This is a genomic window from Haematobacter sp., from assembly GCF_032102465.1.
Taxonomy (GTDB): Bacteria; Pseudomonadota; Alphaproteobacteria; order Rhodobacterales; family Rhodobacteraceae; genus Haematobacter.
This window is the reverse complement of the sequence record NZ_DAMDHB010000008.1, coordinates 111680-130182: the sequence shown is the minus strand read 5'-3', so window position 1 is coordinate 130182 and position 18503 is coordinate 111680. Positions and strand designations below refer to the sequence as shown.

The following is an 18503-nucleotide window of genomic DNA, read 5'->3' as shown; positions in this document are numbered from 1 at the left end:
GATCTCCGCCCCGCGCAGCTCCGCGGCCGTGCCCTGCCAGCCGCCGCCGCGCAGCCCCGCCACGATCAGCGCGAGCACGTCGCGCGTGGTGAAGCGCCCCTCCTCGAACCGGCGGACAAGGGCGGGGAGGCTCTCCTCCGGCAGCGCGGCCTCCATCTCCGCCAGCGCGCCCAGCGTCAGTTTCAGCACATGCCGCCGCCCGTCGATGACCAGCGCGACCTCTCCCGCCCATGCATTCGCCATCAGAGCGCCGTGAAGCCGATCTGACCCGCCGAGGCGAGCGAGAGTTCATAGGTCGCCTCGCCGTTGTGGCTGCCGGAATATTCCAGCGCGGTTATCTGGAACGCCCCCTCCACCACGCCGAAACTGGGGATCACCACCTGGATGCGGGGGATCTCGCCCGAGAAGAACAGCGCGCGGGCGCGTTCATCCGCCGCCGTGTCCCGGAACACCCCGGAGCCGGAGACGCTCGCCGAGCGCACCCCCGCCCCCGCCAGCAGCTCCCGCCAGCCGCCCGAACTTTCGAGGCTGGTGACATCCACCGTCTCCGCGTTGAAGGCGATGCGGGTCGCCCGAAGCCCCGCAAGGGTCTGATACGCCCCCGCCACGTTGATCTTGATGAGCAGATCCCTGCCGTTCTGTGCCGCCATCGGTCATCTCCCTTGTCCTGCGCCGCCAGAGGGCGCGTCTCGTCACTCCGCCGGTCCGCCCGGCGGCGCGAATTGTTTCAGGCTGTTCGAAACACCCATCCGGGGGGCGCGATCAGCGCGGAACCCGCGGGCGTATGCGGGAAGCGGGCTGCTCACCTGTGCAGGGCCTCCGCGTGCCGTTGACGGACGACCCGCCATCAGGAGCAGACCTCCCGCCCTGCACGCGGCCCGCGCCTGCATTCCAACCCTGCCGCACTCCAACCCTGTCCAGCACTTCGACCCCGCCTGTGCTTCAACCGGCAGACCACCTGCCGTCGGGAGCAGTCCTTCCGACCCGCGCGCCGACCGCGCCCATCCATCCAATCCTGCCAAGCATTTCGACCCCGCCCGTGCCTCAACCGGCAGACGATCCGCCGTTGGGAGCAGTCCTTCCCGGCGTGCCGACCGCGCCCGCCCATCCAACCCCGCATTCCCCCAGCCGGTGCCTCAGCCGGTGTCCTCCACCAGCGCGCGAAAGGTCAGGTCCACCCGTCGCCCTGCGCCATTGTCGATCCGGCGGGCGCGGGCGCGGAGGAACCACAGCCCGACGACCTGCCCGCGTGCGAGGGTGAGCGGCGTCGCCAGCAGCGCGTCCGACACGCACGCGGCGACCTCCTTCGCGCGGCCCAGACCGGCCCGCGCCGTCACCACGCTCAGCGTCACGTCATGCTCGGCGCCCCGGTGGGTCTGATCGGACCGGTCACGCACCTCCTCCGGACCGAGGGCCACGTAGGTCTCCGGCAGCGGGCCGGGGGGCAGCGCATCATGCACGGCCCCGCCGATCAGCGCCGAGAGGGCCGCATCGCCCGCCAGCCGCTCCCAGATCGCCGCCTGCAACGCGCCTGCGGTTCCATAGCTCATGACGGCACCTCCTCATGGCAGTGACAGGTGAGGTAGAGCCCCGCCCGATCCGCCTCGGCCACGGCGAGGATGCGGAGCGCGCGGCTTCCCGCCCGGAAGCGCTGCCCCGCAAGCGGGCGGCGCGGATCGCCGGGAGGCGCGGCGCGGACGGTGACGCGATATGGCACCGTGGCGATGGTCAGGAACTCCGCCCCCGCCTCGCGGCCCGCGCCGGGTTTCACCTCCGCCCAGACGCGGCCCAGCCTGTGCCAGCGGCTCGCATATCCGCCCGCGCCATCGGCCAGGCGCTCCTCCCCCTCAACGTCCAGACACCGGGTAAGCCGCCTCATCGCGCACCCCCCAGCAGACGCACGGTGCGCCAGGGCTGGAGCAGCGCCTCCACCCCGAAGGGCATCGGGCGGCCGGTCTCCCGCTCCTCCCGCAGTTCATGATACTGGGCGGCGAGCAGCAGCACTGCCTGCGCCAGATCGCCGGGCACCTGCGCCCAGCCGCCGAAACCGGCCTCGAACACCACCTCCACGCCGCCGCCCGGCGGCACGGCAGGCAAGGCCGCCCCGGTTGCCGCAAGGCGCGGACGCTGGAGATCGCGGATCAGCCGCCAGCGGCTCTCCGCCACCGCGCTCTCCCGCCCCGTCCGGTCCGTCATCGTGACGGAGATCACCCGGCCCACGGGGGCGAGCGGCAACGGCTCCGCCGCCGCGTCGCGCCAGCGGGAGAGCGTGAGCGCGAATTCCCGCGTCAGCAGCGCCTTGCCCGTCCGCCGCTCCACCGCCGCGATGGCGCGGCGCAGATACCCCTCCGCCAGCGCATCGTTCCGCGCTTCCTCCTCGAAGCCGGTGCCAAGGCGCAGGTGGTCGATCAGCGCGCCTACCGGCAGGGCGGAGGCTGGCACCGCCGCGCGTTCCGTCAACATCATCGCTTGTCCCCCGATTTCCGCATGTCCGTGTTCCTTCTTCGCACTGGTCCGCCGCCGGTTGCGGCTTGCCGCCGCCGCCCTCCTCCGGCGTGCCGGACGCGCGCCTCCCGTCCGCCCGGGCGGAGGAGGAGACTGGACGACGGGATCCCCGGCGCGCGTCCGTTCGCCCGCGCCCGAAGGCGCGGGAGTCACGGGCCGCCCAAAAGCCGCCCGCGATGGCTGTTTCCGTTACTGGGTCGCGAACTTCAGCAGCTTGATCGCATCGAAGTCGCTCACGTCACCGCCGACGCGCTTGGAGGCGTAGAACAGCACATGCGGCTTGGCCGAGAACGGATCGCGCAGCACCCGCAGGTCGGGCCGTTCCGCAATGGTGTAGCCCGCGTGGAAATCCCCGAAGGCGATGGCGGTGGCGCCGGGGCCGATATCGGGCATGTCCTCCGCGATCAGCACAGGATAGCCCATGAGCCGCGCAGGCTCCGCCGCCGCCAGCCCGTCCGACCACAGGAAGCGGCCATCCGTATCCTTCATCTTGCGCACGGCACCGGCGGTCTTGGAGTTCATCACGAAGGTCGCGTTCGCGCGGTAGCGGGCGGAAAGCGCATAGACGAGGTCCACGATCGCATCCGCCGGGTTCACATCGGCGAAGTCACCCGCGGCCCCGGTCGGCACATAGCCGATCCGGCCCCAGTCCCAGGCATCGGCGGGAACCGTCGGATGGGCGAGGATCCCCTTCGGCTTCTGCTCCCCGTCGCCGGAGATGAAAGCCTGCGCCTCCGCCCGCGCGAAACGGTCGGCGATGCGTTCGGCCAGCCAGCCCTCGATATCGAAAGCGCTGTCGTCCAGCAGCCGCTGCGAGGCCTTGGGCATGGCCGAAAGCTCATGCAGGCGGATGGAGATGCGCTCGATCTGCGGGGTATGCGCGTCCTCCATCATCTCCGTCTCCGCCATCCAGCCGGAGCCGATGTCGGACTGATCGACGAGCACGTCGAAGGAGCCCGCCTCGACATTCACCACCGTCGCGACCGCACGAAGGGAGGCGGTGCCGCCCAGCGTGGCGCGGATCCGGTCCGCGGTCTGGCCGTCCACCAGGAAGCCGCCCTCGCCGTTGACCTGCGTGTTGAGGCCCTTGCCCTCCAGCACCAGCCCGCGCAGGCCCGCATCGTCACCGGTGCGCAGATAGGCGTCGAACGCCTTCAGATGGGGGGCGCGTGCCTCCTCCGCGCCGGAAAGGGCGGGACGACGGGCGGTGAGAGATTTGCGATCCAGCATGTTCAGACGCTCTTCCTGTTGTTGCAAAGCCTTGGCGATGTCGCCCTGAAAGTCCTTGAATTCACTCATGAAGCCGGTGATGGCCGTATCGAGCGGCCCCGGCGTGATCTGTGTCATTCGTTCCTCCTGGTGATGGTCGTTCCGCTGCTGGCGAGCCGCGTGCGGGCGGCGCGCATCTCTCCGGTCATGCGCGTGAAAAGCGATGCCATGTCCGTCTCCGCCGCCTTCTGGGCGACCCGCGCCTCCGGCAGCATCGGGAAGGTGACGAGCGACACCTCCCACAGATCGAGCACGTGGAGCCGGCGCTCCCCCTCCGGCCCGCGATCGCTGCGGAGCGTGCGGTAGCCGATGGAGAGGCCGTCGATGGCCCCCGCCTCCAGCAGCGCCGCCGCCTCGCGGCCCCGGCCGACCTCGGTCAGCAACCGGCCCTTGACGCGGAGACCGTGGGCGTCCTCGACGATCTCGTCCCAGACGCCGATGGGCTGGGCGGCGTCGTGCTGCCACAAGAGCTTCACCCGCCGCCCCGCCGCTGCCATCCGGGCGAGCGACGCGCCATAGGCCCCCGGCATCACCACGTCTCCGCCCCGGTCGCGGACACCGAAGACGGAGGCGTAGCCCTCGATCCTCGTGCCGTCGGTCACCGTCAGCGCGCCCGGCACCGCGAACTTGCGTTCGAGTTCCCCTTCCGCCTGCATTCCTGATCCCCTCATCGCATGGCGGCGGCGACCAGCGCCTCCGCCCCTTTCGCCAGCATGAAGGCCGCGATCCCGTAGACCCCGACCCACATGCGCTTCTCCAGCCGCTCCAGCGCCGTTTCGATCTGGCCCAGCCGGTATTCGAGCGCGCTCCAGCGCTCCTCCGCGACGCGCTCGTTCGCCTCGATCCTGAGGGCGGCAGCGTCGAAACTGTCGTAGAGGAAGCGCGATCCGCCTTTCGGCCGCGTCACGGCCTCAGTCCGCCAGACGCGGCAGGCCGAGGAGCGCGCGCTTTTCCACATCCGTCAGGAAAGCCGCCTCGCCGACGCGCTTCCATTGCTGGTCGCGTTCGTCGGCCAGGGCGGGCACCTGATCCAGATCGGGGCGCAGCTCCACCGCCTCGCCGGTGAAATCGGACAGCCAGAAGGAGACGGCGGCGGTCACCTTCGTCACCAGCGGCAGCACCGTCAGGCGGAAGAAGGCGCGGTTGGCCTCCTGATAATTCGCATAGGTCGCGTCCCCCCGGATGCCGAGCAGCATGGGCGGCACGCCAAAGGCGGTGGCGATCTCTCGCGCGGCGGCCTCCTTGGTCTGGTGGAACTCCATGTCGGACGGGCTGAAGCCCATCGGCTTCCAGTCCAGCCCCCCCTCCAGCAGCATGGGCCGCCCGGCATTGCGCGCGCCCTGATGGTGCATCTCCATCTCGGTGACGAGCCGGTCATACTGATCGGGCGTCAGCGCCGCCTGCCCGTCCGCGCCCTTGTAGACGATGGCGCCGGAGGGGCGCGCGGCATTGTCGAGCAGCGCCTTGGACCAGCGGGAGGCGCTCGAATGCAGATCGAGCGCGGTCGCGGCGGCCTGCAGCGGCGAAAAGCCGTAATGGTCGTCCTGCGGGTGAAACGCGCGGATATGGCAGATGGGCTGCGTCTCGCCGGTCATGTCGAAGCGCAGCTTGGCGCCGCCCGCGGTGTAGTCATAGGCGACGGGCCAGCCGTCCCGCCCCGGCACCAGCACCATCCGGTCGGAGCGGAGCACATGAAGCTCCACCGGGATGCGCGCGGAGCCGGAGACTGCCTCCACATAGCCGTCGCCGGTCAGCAGGATCTGACCGAAGAGCGCCTCGAACAGCTCCGCCCGGCCCTGCCCGCCGTTCGGCCGGCGGATGAGGTCGAGCACCGGATGGCAATCGTAGCGCCGCTCCGCATCCTGAAGGACGAGCGGCAGCGCTGCGGCGGATTCCGCGATGAGCTTGACCGCGCGGAAGCAGACGGGATTGCCGAGGAACCCCGCGCGGGTCAGCGAGCCGGTATCCCGCGGGGTCCAGGCGACCTGCCCGCCCGCGATACTGCCCATCGGGCTGCGCGCCATCACCCGGCCGGCGGCCGAGGCCTTCTGTTCCTGCGGGGCTTCTGCCCCGCGCCGCAGGAAATCGAACATCATGCCGGCCACTCCCTTCACGAACCGCGTCTCGTTGAAGGCAAGATGACCGGGAAGTTCTGCGATCCCGCTAACCGACCGCGCGTTGCGTCCGCCGCCGGATGCAACACCCGCGTCTCAGGCGGAATCGCCTGCGACAGCGCGTGCGCGGGGGCCTGTGACAACGCCGGCGACGGGGCCTGTGACAGCGCCCGTGACGGGGCCTGTGACAGCGCCCGTGACGGGGTCGCAGGCGCGGGGGACGCCCCCCGCGACCCCCGGCGTCACCGGGGCAGGAGGAATGACGGGCGCCCCTCCGGCTTCTGCGTTGACCGAGGGCGGCCGACTAGCCGCGAAAGACGAAGGCCGCGCCGGTCACGATCAGCGCAAAGCCGATCGCATGGTTCCAGTTCAGCGATTCCTTAAGGTAGAGCACGGAAAAGCCGCTGAAGACGATGAGGGTGATGACTTCCTGAATCGTCTTGAGCTGGGCGGCGGAATAGACCTGATGGCCGATCCGGTTGGCGGGCACGGCGAACCAGTATTCAAAGAAGGCGATGCCCCACGAGGAGAGCACCGCGATCCAGAGCGGGGTGGCGGGGCTTTTGAGATGCCCATACCACGCGAAGGTCATGAAGGCGTTCGAGACGATCAGAAGCAGGATCGGCAGGACGTAGGGAAGAGTGGGCATCGGCAGCATCCCTTGAAGAAGTCAAACCGCGGGAGAAAGGCGGGACATTTCCGGGCTATCCCCCTTTTTGGAGAGCATCCTGCCCGCGGCCCCAAGGCGCAGACGCCCCGCGAGTGGAAAAAGCCCGCGCAAGGGGCGCGGGCTTTCCGTCTGCCGGGAAGGTCAGTTGCCGCCCGGCCCCGTCAGTCCGGGAATGCCCGGCGGTTCCGTGGAGCCGCCAAGGCCCGGAATACCGCTGTCTCCGCCAAGGCCGGGGATGCCGCCGCCGCCAAGACCCTCGCCGGTGGGAAGCTCGATGCGGATCGTATCCAGATCGACATTGTTCTGGCCGGGTAGCAGACCCGTGACCAGTTCGGGCCAGAAGATCACGATGGCCACCAGCAGAAGCTGCATGATGAGCCATGGGATCGCACCCATGTAGATATCCGTCGTCTTGACGGTCCGGGGCGCCACGGAGCGCAGGTAGAACAGCGCAAATCCGAAGGGCGGGTGCATGAAGGAGGTCTGCAGGTTGATGCAGAGCAGCACGCCGAACCACACAAGGTCGATTCCCAGCGAATGGGCCACCGGGGCGAGCATCGGCACCACGATGAAGGCGATCTCGAAGAAGTCGAGAAAGAAGGCCAGGAAGAAGATGAACACGTTGACGAAGAGCAGGAAGCCGATCGGACCGCCCGGCAGCGAGGTCAGCAGATGCTCGATCCACAGCGCACCGTCCATCCCCTGGAAGACCAGCGTGAACACCGTCGCGCCGATGAGGATGAACACCACCATGGAGGTCAGCTGCGCCGTGGCGCCGATGGCCTGCCGCAGCAGGTTCCATGTCAGCCGCCGATGGGCGGCGGCAAGGATCAGCCCGCCGACAACGCCGAGCGCCCCCGCCTCCGTCGGCGTGGCAAGGCCGAGGAAAATGGTGCCGAGCACGAGGAAGATCAGCACGATGGAGGGGACGATGCCCTTGATCACCTTCCAGACGAGCGCGCGATCCAGGTCGCCGCGCACCTCCTTCGGCAGGGGCGGCACCCAGTGCGGGCGGAAGATGGCGACAAGGCCGATGAAGCACAGGAAGATGAACACCTGCACCGCCGCCGGACCCATCGCCCCGATGTAGAGATCGCCCACCGACTTGCCGAGCTGGTCGGCCAGCACGACCAGCACGAGCGAGGGCGGGATGAGCTGCGCCAGCGTCCCCGACGCGGCGATCACCCCCGTGGCGAGCCGCGGGTTGTAGCCGTAGCGCAGCATCACGGGGAGCGAGATCAGACCCATGGTGATGACCGAAGCCGCCACCGTGCCGGTGATGGCGGCGAGCACCGCCCCCACCAGCACCACGGCCACGGCAAGGCCGCCCGGCACGCCGCCGAAGAGCTTGCCCGTCCCCTCCAGCAGATCCTCGGCCAGACCGCAGCGTTCAAGGATTGCGCCCATCAGGGTGAAGAACGGGATCGCCAGCAGGAGGTCATTGGAGACGATGCCGAAGAAACGATAGGGCAGCGCCGACAGGAAGGCCGGGTCGAAGTGACCCGTCAGAATGCCGAGCGCGCCGAAGAACAGCCCGGCTGCGCCGAGCGAGAAAGCCACCGGAAACCCGTAGAGCATGAAGATGATCATGCACAGGAACATCAGCGGCGGCATGGGGCCATAGTAAAACATGCGTCTGTCCTGTCGGTCCTACTGGAGAGGCTTTTCGTATTTGGTCTCCAGGGTGATCATCCCCCGGAGCGCCGCGATGCGCTTGATGAGTTCGGAGATGCCCTGAAGCGCCAGCAACGCGAACCCGGCCGTCAGCATGAGCTTCACCGGCCAGCGGATCAGCCCTCCCGCGTTCTGCGACACCTCTCCCTGCTGCCACGACAGCACGAAGACCGGCCAGTTGAGCCAGGCGCAGTAGATGGAGAACGGCAGCAGGAACACGATGATCCCGAACAGATCGACCCAGAGCCGCGCCCTGTCGGAAATCGCGCCATAGATCAGGTCCACCCGGACATGCTCGTTCTTCTTCAGCGTATAGGACGCGCCCAGAAGCACGATGAAGGCGAACATGTACCACTGGATCTCCAGCCAGCCGTTCGAGCTGATGTGGAATGTGTAGCGGATGAGCGCATTGAACGCGCTGACAAGGGCGCAGAGAAGGACGAGATATTCGCCGATCCTGCCAAAGAACTCGTTGATGCGGTCAATGCGACCGCTCAGGGCGAGCAGAGCTTTCACTGGAACCTCCTGACCCGCGCGCTGGCCGGGTCGCAAAGCAAACGGCCGGGACTGTGCCCGGCCATTCCATGTTGCCTGTCAGCCGAGCTTGCCCGCCCGTTGCAGCGTCATCATGAACGTGTCGTAGGTGTATTCAGCCACCTGCATCCACAGATACGACTCCTTGCGGAAGGCGGCCTGGGAATCGTGCACCTTCTTGAAGTGCTCGTTCTTCGCGCCGATCTCGTCATAGATCGCACTGGCCGCGTCGAAGGCAGCGGCCATGATCTCCGGGCTGAACGGACGCAGCACGGCACCGTCGGCCACAAGCTGCTTGATCGCCGTGGGGTTCAGCACGTCGTAGCGGGCGAGCATCTGCGTATTGGCATAGGCGCAGGCATCGGTCAGCACGCCCTGATAGGATTTGGGCAGTTCTTCCCATTTCTGCTTGTTCATGAAGGCATGGACCACCGGCCCGCCTTCCCAGAAACCGGGGTAGTAGTAGTATTTTGCAACCTTCTGGAAGCCCAGCTTCTGGTCGTCATAGGGGCCGACCCATTCGGCGGCGTCGATGGTGCCCTTTTCCAGCGACGGGTAGATGTCGCCGCCTGCGATCTGCTGCGGCACCACGCCGAGGCGCGACATGATCTGCCCGGCGATGCCCGCGATGCGCATCTTCAGCCCGTCGAGATCGGCAAGCGTCTTGATCTCCTTGCGGAACCAGCCGCCCATCTGGGTGCCGGTATTGCCCGCGGGCAGCGCGTAGATGTTGTGGAGGGCGTAGAACTCGTTCAGCAGATCGGTGCCGCCCGCCTCATAGAGCCAGGCATTGGTCATCCGGGCGTTCAGCCCGAAGGGCATCGCCGTGCCGAGCGCGAAGGTCGGATCCTTGCCGACCGAGTAGTAGGAGCAGGTATGCGCCATCTCGACCGTGCCCGCGCCCACCGCATCGGCGGCCTGAAGGCCCGGCACGATTTCACCCGCGGCAAAGACCTGAATGGTGAACTGCCCGTCCGTGGCATCCGAGACATGCTGGGCGATGTTGGTGGCGGCACCAAAGATCGTGTCGAGGCTTTTGGGGAAAGCCGACGTCAGGCGCCAGTTGATACGGGGTGCGGTCTGGGCAATGGCGGGCGCGGCAAGAAGTGCAGCACCCGTCCCGGCTACGCCAGCCCGGCGGATGAACGAACGACGATCCAAGTTTTATCCTCCCTTGATCCCGGCCCTCTTCTCCCCGGTCCGGGTAGCGAACAAAAGCACGTGACACGGTTGTCTCGCAAGCGTTTCGCATTATGGCCCTGCCAGAATATGCACCCATGCAACGGTTCACGTGACGTCAACATCGTGGGCGCATCGCCGCAGCGTACGGCGGTTTAATGGAATATTGTTTATTAACAATGCATTAAACTTGACTTTGCGGCCGCTGCAAGGCATGGTCGCAGACATGCTGGAGAATTGTGCAGGCGGCCGGGGCGACCCGAGCCGCTTTTTCAATTCGCTCGGGCGGGGGCTTGAGGGGCACGGGGCGCAGCATATGGCAGACCTGACGACAGACGAAACGCCGCCGAGGGATGTGCTCTCGGAGGTGATGGAACTCTACGACACGGCAATCGAGGTCTTCACCGAAACCATGCGCGAGGCGCGGGAGGACGGGCGCGTGAAGGAGGCGAACTCCTACGTCCGCGAACTCGGCAAGATCGTTCTCGCGGTCATCACGGAAAGGGAAAAGATTGACAAACTTCGCAGGCAGGAAACCGGCGGGACCGGAGGAGGCGCACTCGACCTCGATGCGGCACGGGATGAGATCGGCCGCAGGCTGGCTCGCCTCCGCGACGCCGGAGACGGTTGAGGCCTTCATGGAGGGGCTTTCGCCCAATGCACTGGCGGCGCTGCCCTGGCTTTTCGAGATCTGGGCGCTGCCGCATCAGCTTCCGCCCGAGGGCGACTGGAAGACCTGGGTCATCATGGGGGGCCGCGGCGCGGGCAAGACGCGTGCCGGCGCCGAATGGGTCAGGTCGGAGGTGGAGGGGGCGCGCCCCCTCCATCCCGGCCGGTCGCGGCGGGTGGCGCTGGTGGGAGAGACGCTCGAACAGGTGCGGGAGGTGATGGTGTTCGGCGAGAGCGGCATCCTCGCCTGCTCTCCCCCCGACCGGATGCCGGTCTGGGAGGCGACGCGGCGGCGGCTCGTCTGGCCCAACGGGGCCGTGGCGCAGATCTTCTCCGCCCATGACCCGGAAAGCCTGCGCGGCCCGCAGTTCGACTGCGCCTGGGTCGATGAGCTGGCGAAGTGGAAGAAGGCCTCCGACACCTGGGACATGCTCCAGTTCGGCCTCCGGCTCGGCGATCAGCCGCGGCAGGTCGTCACCACCACACCCCGCAACGTGGGCGTGCTGCGCGACATCCTGCGCAACGGCTCCACCACCGTCACCCATGCGCCGACGGAGGCCAATCGCGCGCATCTGGCGGCTTCCTTCCTCAGCGAGGTCCGCGCGCGATACGCCGGCACGCGCCTCGGGCGGCAGGAGCTGGACGGCCTCCTCGTCGATGAGGCGGAGGGCGCGCTCTGGACGGCGATCACGCTGGACCGGGCGCGGCTGCGGGAGCTTCCCGCCCTCACCCGCGTCGTGGTGGCCGTCGATCCGCCGGTGACGGGCCACGGCGGCTCGGACGACTGCGGCATCGTGGTGGCCGGGGTGGTCGCCGAAGGTCCGCCGCAGGACTGGCGTGCGGTGGTGATAGAGGACGCCTCCGTCTCCGCCGCCTCCCCCGACCGGTGGGCGCGGGCGGCGCTCGCCGCGGCGGAACGGCACGGCGCGGAACGGGTGGTGGCGGAGGTCAATCAGGGCGGCGATCTGGTGGAGAGCCTGCTGCGCTCCATCGACCCGCTGGTGCCGTTCCGCGCCGTCCGCGCCTCCCGCGGCAAGGCCGCCCGGGCCGAGCCGGTGGCCGCGCTCTACGAGCAGGGCCGCGTGCGCCACATGCCCGGTCTCGACCGGCTGGAGGATCAGATGTGCCGCATGACCGCGCAAGGCTATGAGGGGCGCGGCAGCCCCGACCGGCTTGATGCGCTCGTCTGGGCCCTGACGGAGCTGATGATCGTTCCGGCACAGGGCTGGCGGAAGCCGGGGATCCGGCTTCTGTGACCCCGGGGGTCGCCCCGCCCGCGGCACGGCCCTGAGGAACGGCCCCGAGGAACGGCCCCGAGGAACACGGCGCGGTAGCATGGGCGCACGGGCAAGGCCGGGGGCCGCGGGGGGCGTCCCCCGCGCCGCCGGAGGCCGCGCGCCCTCTCCGTCCTGCCGATGCCGCCTTTTCGCCGCGGCGCTCCCAGAGGCCCGACAGGCGCCCGGACACCGGCAGATGACGCGCGCCGCCAATGAACACGTCCGGCGAATACGCCCGACAACACGGGTGCGACAAATGGAACCGCCTTCGGCCTGTCGCGTTGCGCGAGGCTGGAACGCGCCCCGGAGGCCCCCATGAAGCTCTTCCACTGCCAGAACTGTCAGCAGGTCGTCTATTTCGAGAACACCGCCTGCGTGAAATGCGGCATGACGCTCGGCTACCTTCCCGATCAGGGGGAGATGTCGTCCGTCGCGCCCGACGGTCCGAACTGGACCGCGATGGCCAATCCCGGCACGCTCTATCGCTTCTGCGCCAACTGGGAGCAGAGCGCCTGCAACTGGATGGTCACCACCGACAGTCAGGATACGCTGTGCTTCGCCTGCCAGCACAACCGGACGATCCCGGATATCTCCTCACCGGAAAACCATGCGCTCTGGCAGAAGATGGAGCAGGCGAAGCGGCGGCTGTTCTACACGATCATCAAGCTCGGCCTTCCCGCGCCCACGGCCTCCAGCGGCGCGGCGGAGCCGCTCGTCTTCGATTTCCTCGCCGATGATCCCGAAAGCGGGGAAAAGGTGGTCACGGGCCACGACAATGGCGTCATCACCCTCTCGCTGAACGAAGCCGACGACGCGTTCCGCGCGAAGATGCAGGAGGAACTGCACGAACCCTACCGCACGCTTCTTGGCCATTTCCGCCATGAGGTGGGCCATTACTACTGGGACATCCTTGTGCGCGATGGCGGGCATCTGGAGGATTTCCGCGCGCTCTTCGGAGATGAGCGGGAGAGCTATCAGGAAGCGCTGGAGCGTCACTACCAGAACGGCGCGCCGCCCGACTGGCAGGAGAACTACATCTCCGCCTATGCCACGATGCATCCGTGGGAGGATTGGGCGGAGACCTGGGCGCATTACCTCCATATCATCGACACGCTGGAGATGGCGCGCGCCTTCGGCATCACGGTAAACGCGGCTGTGACCGGAGATCCTGATGCGGAGGTCTCGGTCGATGTGGATCCCCACCGGGCCTGGCGGTTCACACCGTTGATCGATGCGTGGCTGCCCCTGACATTCGCTGTCAACAGCCTCAACCGCGCAATGGGGCAGCCCGATCTCTATCCTTTCGTGCTCAGCCCCAAGGTGATTGACAAGCTTTGCTACATCCATGGGCTCGTGCAGGCGAACCGGATCGGACGGCTTCGGCAGCAACCTTAGGTTGTCCAACTTCAGCGAATGCGGAAACATCGGGCGAAGGCGACGCAAAATGTCGCATTCGTCCGAAAGCCGGATCGAAAACCACTCCAACCGCCCTTGATCGACGGGAAGCGATTCCCAGGCAACCTATACTTTCAGACAGGGGAGGCGCGGCCCCCGACAGGGGTGCCGCAGGAGGTTGGAACGATGAGTGATTACAGAAAGCTTGCCATCTTTTACCTGCCAGGCCGGGGTGCGCTGGCGGATTTCGGGACGGCCTGGTCGGGTTGGGATCCGGTCGAGGCCATGGCGCTGCCGCCCTTGGCGGTGCCGGGATTGCCGCCCTCGCTTTCAGAGCCGGGAGAGGCGCTGGGCAATTACGGGCTGCACGGTCGTATCAAGGCGCCATTCCGGCTCATCGACGGGGTGCAGATCTCCACGCTGATCGCCGCGCTGGATGCGCTGGCCGCAAGGCTCGCTGCGGTGGAGGTGTCCAACCTCGGTCTGGTGCGCATGAACGGCATGTTCGCCCTCGCCCCTGCGCGGGAGGAGATCGCGCTCGATCTGCTCGCCGCCCGGATCGCGCGGGAGGTGGACCACTTCCGCGCGCCGCTGTCGGTTGACGACATGATCCGCCGCCATGCGCTCCGGCTTTCGGGTTCGCAACGGTCGCTGCTGGGCCAGTGGGGCTACCCTTTCGCCTCGCCGGGCGAAGACGACGGCTTCCGTCTGCACCTGACCGGCAGCCTGCCGGAGGATCTCTGCGATCAGGTGCAGGCGGTGCTGGAGCCGCTCGTCATGCCGCTGCTGCCGAAACCGTTCTGCTTCGACCGCCTGTCGCTCTGCGGCGAGGGGGAGGATGGACGCTTTCGCCTCATCCGGCAGTTTCCTCTTTCGGGGCCCGTCTGAGGGGTGGCATCGTCGCGGGGGACGTGCTTTGTGACGGGGGTTAGGATGACCAGAGGAACCCGCCATGCCGATCTTCACCCCCGACCGTGATCACGAACGCGACTTCCGGGATGCCCTCGGCAGATTTGCGACCGGCGTGACGGTGGTGACCACGAATACGGCGGCGGGCCCGGTTGCCATCACCGCCAACAGCTTCGCCGCCGTTTCGCTCAACCCGCCGCTGGTGCTCTGGTCGCCCGCCCGCATGTCCAGCCGGTTCGAGGCTTTCGTCGGCGCCGAGCGGTTCGCGATCCATATCCTCGCGGCCGGGCAGAACGACATTGCACGCCATTTCACCAAGCAGGGCACCGATTTCACGGGCGTGCCGGTGACGAACTCCGAAACCGGCATACCGCTGATCGAGGGCTGTCTCGCGCGTTTCGAATGCCGGCAGCACGCGATGCACGAGGGCGGCGATCACATCATCATCGTCGGAGAGGTGGAGCGCGCAGCCTATGACGACGGCGCGCCGCTGGTCTTTCATGCGGGCCATTTCGGCAATCTGGTCTGAGGCAGGTCAGGCGCGGATCATCACCTGAAGATCGGCGACATTCGTCCCGGTCGCACCTGTGATCACAAGATCGCCGGATGCGGCGAGGGCAGTATTGCTGTCATTCCGGGCCAGCGCCTCCTCCGGGTCGATCCCGGCGGCACGCATCCGGGCGAGGCTCTCACGATCGACCAGCCCGCCCGCTGCCTCCGTCGGCCCATCGCGGCCATCGGTGCCGGCGGAGAGGAATACCCAGTCGTCCGTCCAGCCCGCCTGCTCCGCCAGAAGCGCGACACGAAGTGCAAGCTCCTGATTGCGCCCGCCCTTGCCCGCACCCCGGATCCGCACCGTCGTCTCGCCCCCCCAGAGCCAGACGCCGGATCCGTCCGCCTCGGCCATGATGCGGGCGGCTGCCTCCGAGAGGTCACCGGTCAGCGGCTCCCGTGACAAGACCGCCTTGGGGGCGGCGCGCGCCATGGCCTCCCGCGAGAGGGTGTTCGAGCCGACCAGACGGTTGTCCACATGGTTGGAAGGCGCCGCGATCGGCTGATCCTCCCTTTCCAGACAGGCCCGGATCGCGACCGGAAGGTCCGGCCAGAGACCGCGCGCCCGGAGCCGCTGCCGCGCCTCCGACCGTGTGCCGACAGGCGCTGCGGTCGGCCCGGAGGCGATCACGGAAAGATCATCGCCAACCACGTCGGAGAGAATCAGCGCCACGACATCGGCAGGGGCTGCGGCCCGCGCCAGACCGCCGCCCTTCAGCAGGCTGACCTGCTGACGGATGAGGTTCATCTCGCCGATATCCGCACCAGAGGCCAGCAACAGGCTGTTCAGCTTGCGCTTGTCGGCCAGCGTCACACCTTCAGGCGGCGCGGGCAGCAGAGCCGATCCGCCCCCCGACACCAGCACGAGCAGGTTCTGCCCGGCAGCAAGCGCGGACACCGCCTCCAGCACCGCCTTCCCCGCCGCAAGGCCGGCCTCATCGGGCACGGGATGCCCGGCGAGGAACAGGCGAACGCCCGGCGGCAGGCTGGCCTCCTCATTCTCGCGATGTGTGATCACAATCGCCGGAACCGGTCCGAAACGCGCGACGGCAGCACGGATCATGCCCGGCGCCGCCTTGCCCAGGGCCACGATCAGATCAGGCCTGCGATCAGGAAGCGCTTTCAGAACAGCGGATTCCGGGTCCGCGGCGATGACGCCCGCTTCAAAGAGGCGAAACGCCTCGTCTCGCATGGCGGATACGGTGGGCGAACAGCTTGTCCCTGACGGCATGGGCACTACTTCCACAAGATAGACGCGGCGCGATGCGAAAGCCGCGGGATTTCAGGCAAAAGTTGGGTATCGTGACGAGCAGGACCGACGCGCCGCAGGGAATGGACCCGTCGAAACTTGCGCCGCGCGCGCAGTTCGCGGCCGCGCTGCTGAAGGCCTTCGGGCATGAGGGGCGGCTGATGATCCTGTGCCATCTGGCGACGGGCGAGAAATCCGTAACCGAGCTGGAGCAACTGCTGGACACCCGTCAGGCCGCGGTGAGCCAGCAGCTCGCGCGTCTGCGCATGGAGGGGCTGGTGGAGCCGCGGCGCGAGGGTAAGGCGATCTACTACTCGCTGGTTCCGGGCGAAATGGAGCACTATGTCCACGCGATCTGCAAGTTGTTCGCGATGGAGTGACAGCGCATCATGCCGTGATGGTTCAGCAGATCGGCGGAGCATCGTCTGAACATTCCATCCTGCGAGAAATCCAACGGTCGCGCGCCAATCTGGACGGGTTCGCGCCGCGTGGCAACGCTTTAACGGGCTACTGGATAAGGCTTTCACATCCAGGTGGAGCGGCAATCGTTGGCAACCCGGTGAAAGCCAGCCGGAAGTCTGCCCGTTTTGTCTCGTTCTGGGGTAGACTCTCCGATATTTGGCGCAATATCCAAGAACATTGCAGCAGCCCGCCGATATCTTATCGCGGATGGGTCGCCTGAGAGGTTGGAGAGAGCGGCCCGTTACCGCCACCGCGCGCCAAGGGGTTCAGAGTCAGCCCTGTGCGGAGAATTCGGCAGGTTGGCGTCTTTTGCCGGGAATTCCTTGCGCGTTTTGCAGCAGGTTTCCGCCTTTCATAGCGGCACGCTTTTCCACGCCACGGGGATCATGAGGGGCCGTGTACTCTGCCTGTTTTGTGAAGCAGTGGGATTGGCTCGGCCGCCTATAATTCGTGAAGGGAGCGAGGTCGGCCTGCGTCATGGAAGCATAGCCTTCGAAGGCTGCAAGAACCCGCCGGGATCATTCGTGCAGTCTCAATGGGAGCTGGACGCGAAAGTCATGCAGTCCCAAGGGAGTTGGACGCGCAAACGGAATGGGGCAGTCGATCTTCGGGCGCGGGATCGGCGGCGTATCGCGAGCAAGGCCCGGTTCGCGGAGATTTTGCAACACGATACCCACTCCGGGAATCAAAAAGGGCGGATCATTGGACCCGCCCTTTTTTTCCATTCCTTGCGAAAATCACCCGGCGGTGGCCGGTTCCTTCTTCGCCTCGGTATAGATGAGCAGCGGTTTCGCGCCCGCGGTCACGGCCTCTTCATTCACCACGACCTCCTCCACGCCATTCATGCCCGGAAGTTCGAACATGGTGTCGAGCAGGATATCCTCCATGATCGAGCGGAGACCGCGCGCGCCTGTCTTGCGCTTGATCGCGCGCGAGGCGATGGCTTTCAGAGCGTCTTCGGTGAAGGTGAGTTTCACCCCTTCGATGTCGAAAAGCCGTTGGTACTGCTTGACGAGCGCGTTCTTCGGCTCCGTCAGGATGGTGACCAGCGCTTCCTCATCAAGGTCGGACAGCGTGGCGATCACCGGAAGACGTCCGACGAATTCCGGGATCAGACCGAATTTCAGCAGGTCTTCCGGCTCCAGCTCGCGGAACAGCTCTCCCACGCCCCGTTCGTCCCTCGCCTTGACCTCGGCGCCGAAGCCGATGCCGGACCCCTTGTTCCGGTGGGCGATGATCCGGTCCAGCCCGGCGAAGGCGCCGCCGCAGATGAACAGGATGTTCGTCGTGTCCACCTGCAGGAATTCCTGCTGCGGATGCTTGCGCCCGCCCTGCGGCGGCACGGAGGCGACGGTGCCCTCCATGATCTTCAGCAGCGCCTGCTGCACCCCCTCCCCGCTCACGTCGCGGGTGATGGAGGGATTGTCCGATTTCCGGGTGATCTTGTCGACCTCGTCGATATAGACGATGCCGCGCTGCGCCCGTTCCACGTTGTATTCCGACGCCTGAAGGAGCTTGAGGATGATGTTTTCCACATCCTCCCCGACATAGCCCGCTTCGGTCAGCGTGGTCGCGTCCGCCATGGTGAACGGCACGTCGAGAATGCGGGCCAGCGTCTGCGCAAGCAGGGTCTTGCCCGTCCCCGTGGGGCCGATCAGCAGGATGTTCGACTTCGACAGCTCGATCTCGGACGACTTGGCGCCGTGGTTGAGCCGTTTGTAGTGGTTGTGCACGGCCACCGACAAAACGCGCTTCGCGTGGATCTGGCCGATGACGTAATCGTCAAGAACCTTGCAGATCTCGCGCGGGGTCGGCACGCCGTCGGCGGATTTCAGGCCGGAGGTTTTCGTCTCCTCCCGGATGATGTCCATGCACAACTCGACGCATTCATCGCAGATGAACACGGTCGGGCCGGCGATCAGCTTGCGCACCTCATGCTGGCTCTTTCCGCAGAAGGAGCAGTAGAGCGTGTTCTTGCTGTCGCTGGAGGAGTTGTTCGCCATGTGATACCTCTGCGGCTCCTATGCCAAGACCCGGAGTAACGT

21 protein-coding genes are annotated in these 18503 nt (G+C 67.0%); 6 read left to right on the top strand and 15 right to left on the bottom strand.

The features are described from left to right. From RT513_RS07935 to RT513_RS07875, 13 genes are all read right to left on the bottom strand, one after another. Positions 1–243, bottom strand: a 243-nt coding sequence (locus RT513_RS07935; protein WP_290690897.1) for a gene transfer agent family protein, incomplete at its 3' end; no start/stop codon positions are given. After that, the gene (locus RT513_RS07930) at positions 243–650 is read right to left on the bottom strand and encodes a phage major tail protein, TP901-1 family (protein ID WP_035743178.1); all 408 of its coding nucleotides are present in this window, start codon (positions 648–650) and stop codon (positions 243–245) included. The genes RT513_RS07935 and RT513_RS07930, both read right to left, overlap by 1 nt. A 486-nt stretch (positions 651–1136) precedes the next feature. After that, a complete protein-coding gene (locus RT513_RS07925; protein ID WP_290690901.1) occupies positions 1137–1550 on the bottom strand; it encodes a DUF3168 domain-containing protein in 414 nt (137 codons plus the stop codon). Then, a complete protein-coding gene (locus RT513_RS07920; protein ID WP_290690903.1) occupies positions 1547–1879 on the bottom strand; it encodes a head-tail adaptor protein in 333 nt (110 codons plus the stop codon). Before RT513_RS07920 ends, RT513_RS07925 begins: the two co-directional genes overlap by 4 nt. Beyond that, on the bottom strand, positions 1876–2466 hold the full coding sequence (locus RT513_RS07915; protein ID WP_290690904.1) for a hypothetical protein: 591 nt from the start codon (positions 2464–2466) through the stop codon (positions 1876–1878). The genes RT513_RS07920 and RT513_RS07915 overlap by 4 nt, the downstream gene beginning before the upstream one ends. A 228-nt stretch (positions 2467–2694) precedes the next feature. Then, complete coding sequence (locus tag RT513_RS07910) at positions 2695–3852, bottom strand: phage major capsid protein (RefSeq protein WP_290690908.1); 1158 nt, start codon at positions 3850–3852, stop codon at positions 2695–2697. Beyond that, complete coding sequence (locus RT513_RS07905) at positions 3849–4430, bottom strand: HK97 family phage prohead protease (RefSeq protein WP_290690911.1); 582 nt, start codon at positions 4428–4430, stop codon at positions 3849–3851. The genes RT513_RS07910 and RT513_RS07905 overlap by 4 nt, the downstream gene beginning before the upstream one ends. Before the next feature lie 11 nt (positions 4431–4441). Continuing rightward, positions 4442–4681 carry a hypothetical protein gene (locus RT513_RS07900; protein WP_035705421.1) on the bottom strand — a complete coding sequence of 80 codons (240 nt, stop codon included), beginning with the start codon at positions 4679–4681 and terminating at the stop codon, positions 4442–4444. 4 nt (positions 4682–4685) lie between these two features. Further along, positions 4686–5870, bottom strand: coding sequence for a phage portal protein (locus tag RT513_RS07895; protein ID WP_290691136.1), 1185 nt, complete (start codon positions 5868–5870; stop codon positions 4686–4688). 322 nt (positions 5871–6192) lie between these two features. Continuing rightward, positions 6193–6537, bottom strand: coding sequence for a DMT family protein (locus RT513_RS07890; protein WP_088215045.1), 345 nt, complete (start codon positions 6535–6537; stop codon positions 6193–6195). A 162-nt stretch (positions 6538–6699) separates the two neighbouring features. After that, positions 6700–8190, bottom strand: coding sequence for a TRAP transporter large permease subunit (locus RT513_RS07885; protein WP_290690916.1), 1491 nt, complete (start codon positions 8188–8190; stop codon positions 6700–6702). A gap of 18 nt (positions 8191–8208) precedes the next feature. Next, positions 8209–8748 carry a TRAP transporter small permease subunit gene (locus tag RT513_RS07880; RefSeq protein WP_290690918.1) on the bottom strand — a complete coding sequence of 180 codons (540 nt, stop codon included), beginning with the start codon at positions 8746–8748 and terminating at the stop codon, positions 8209–8211. Positions 8749–8826: 78 nt separating this feature from the next. Next, entirely contained in the window at positions 8827–9927 is a 1101-nt protein-coding gene (locus tag RT513_RS07875; RefSeq protein WP_290690921.1) for a TRAP transporter substrate-binding protein, read from the bottom strand. A gap of 232 nt (positions 9928–10159) precedes the next feature. Between RT513_RS07875 and RT513_RS07870 the strand changes: the two genes are divergently transcribed. The 5 genes from RT513_RS07870 to RT513_RS07850 all read left to right on the top strand — a co-directional run bounded on the left by RT513_RS07870 (position 10160) and on the right by RT513_RS07850 (position 14724). After that, on the top strand, positions 10160–10576 hold the full coding sequence (locus tag RT513_RS07870; RefSeq protein WP_313533845.1) for a hypothetical protein: 417 nt from the start codon (positions 10160–10162) through the stop codon (positions 10574–10576). Next, positions 10527–11870, top strand: coding sequence for a DNA-packaging protein (locus tag RT513_RS07865; protein ID WP_313533844.1), 1344 nt, complete (start codon positions 10527–10529; stop codon positions 11868–11870). The genes RT513_RS07870 and RT513_RS07865 overlap by 50 nt, the downstream gene beginning before the upstream one ends. A 336-nt stretch (positions 11871–12206) precedes the next feature. Further along, on the top strand, positions 12207–13286 hold the full coding sequence (locus RT513_RS07860; RefSeq protein WP_290690930.1) for a putative zinc-binding metallopeptidase: 1080 nt from the start codon (positions 12207–12209) through the stop codon (positions 13284–13286). A gap of 186 nt (positions 13287–13472) precedes the next feature. Then, entirely contained in the window at positions 13473–14174 is a 702-nt protein-coding gene (locus RT513_RS07855; protein WP_179209140.1) for a DUF1045 domain-containing protein, read from the top strand. A gap of 64 nt (positions 14175–14238) precedes the next feature. Beyond that, complete coding sequence (locus RT513_RS07850) at positions 14239–14724, top strand: flavin reductase family protein (RefSeq protein ID WP_088214926.1); 486 nt, start codon at positions 14239–14241, stop codon at positions 14722–14724. A 6-nt stretch (positions 14725–14730) separates the two neighbouring features. On the opposite strand, the gene RT513_RS07845 is transcribed toward RT513_RS07850, so the two are convergent. Next, the gene (locus RT513_RS07845) at positions 14731–15939 is read right to left on the bottom strand and encodes a DUF4147 domain-containing protein (RefSeq protein ID WP_313533843.1); all 1209 of its coding nucleotides are present in this window, start codon (positions 15937–15939) and stop codon (positions 14731–14733) included. Between the two features lie 140 nt (positions 15940–16079). Between RT513_RS07845 and RT513_RS07840 the strand changes: the two genes are divergently transcribed. Then, positions 16080–16376 carry an ArsR/SmtB family transcription factor gene (locus RT513_RS07840; protein WP_088214924.1) on the top strand — a complete coding sequence of 99 codons (297 nt, stop codon included), beginning with the start codon at positions 16080–16082 and terminating at the stop codon, positions 16374–16376. Between the two features lie 819 nt (positions 16377–17195). On the opposite strand, the gene clpX is transcribed toward RT513_RS07840, so the two are convergent. Beyond that, positions 17196–18461, bottom strand: coding sequence for an ATP-dependent Clp protease ATP-binding subunit ClpX (gene clpX / locus RT513_RS07835; protein ID WP_088214923.1), 1266 nt, complete (start codon positions 18459–18461; stop codon positions 17196–17198). Positions 18462–18503: the final 42 nt, after the last annotated feature.

Coding starts and splice junctions, on each gene's coding strand:
- clpX (WP_088214923.1), bottom strand. CDS start 18,461: ATGGCGAACAACTCCTCCAGCGACAGCAAGAACACGCTCTACTGCTCC.
- RT513_RS07885 (WP_290690916.1), bottom strand. CDS start 8,190: ATGTTTTACTATGGCCCCATGCCGCCGCTGATGTTCCTGTGCATGATC.
- RT513_RS07870 (WP_313533845.1), top strand. CDS start 10,160: ATGGTCGCAGACATGCTGGAGAATTGTGCAGGCGGCCGGGGCGACCCG.
- RT513_RS07910 (WP_290690908.1), bottom strand. CDS start 3,852: ATGACACAGATCACGCCGGGGCCGCTCGATACGGCCATCACCGGCTTC.
- RT513_RS07850 (WP_088214926.1), top strand. CDS start 14,239: ATGCCGATCTTCACCCCCGACCGTGATCACGAACGCGACTTCCGGGAT.
- RT513_RS07840 (WP_088214924.1), top strand. CDS start 16,080: ATGGACCCGTCGAAACTTGCGCCGCGCGCGCAGTTCGCGGCCGCGCTG.
- RT513_RS07925 (WP_290690901.1), bottom strand. CDS start 1,550: ATGAGCTATGGAACCGCAGGCGCGTTGCAGGCGGCGATCTGGGAGCGG.
- RT513_RS07920 (WP_290690903.1), bottom strand. CDS start 1,879: ATGAGGCGGCTTACCCGGTGTCTGGACGTTGAGGGGGAGGAGCGCCTG.
- RT513_RS07855 (WP_179209140.1), top strand. CDS start 13,473: ATGAGTGATTACAGAAAGCTTGCCATCTTTTACCTGCCAGGCCGGGGT.
- RT513_RS07905 (WP_290690911.1), bottom strand. CDS start 4,430: ATGCAGGCGGAAGGGGAACTCGAACGCAAGTTCGCGGTGCCGGGCGCG.
- RT513_RS07930 (WP_035743178.1), bottom strand. CDS start 650: ATGGCGGCACAGAACGGCAGGGATCTGCTCATCAAGATCAACGTGGCG.
- RT513_RS07890 (WP_088215045.1), bottom strand. CDS start 6,537: ATGCCCACTCTTCCCTACGTCCTGCCGATCCTGCTTCTGATCGTCTCG.
- RT513_RS07865 (WP_313533844.1), top strand. CDS start 10,527: ATGAGATCGGCCGCAGGCTGGCTCGCCTCCGCGACGCCGGAGACGGTT.
- RT513_RS07845 (WP_313533843.1), bottom strand. CDS start 15,939: ATGCGAGACGAGGCGTTTCGCCTCTTTGAAGCGGGCGTCATCGCCGCG.
- RT513_RS07860 (WP_290690930.1), top strand. CDS start 12,207: ATGAAGCTCTTCCACTGCCAGAACTGTCAGCAGGTCGTCTATTTCGAG.
- RT513_RS07915 (WP_290690904.1), bottom strand. CDS start 2,466: ATGATGTTGACGGAACGCGCGGCGGTGCCAGCCTCCGCCCTGCCGGTA.
- RT513_RS07895 (WP_290691136.1), bottom strand. CDS start 5,870: ATGATGTTCGATTTCCTGCGGCGCGGGGCAGAAGCCCCGCAGGAACAG.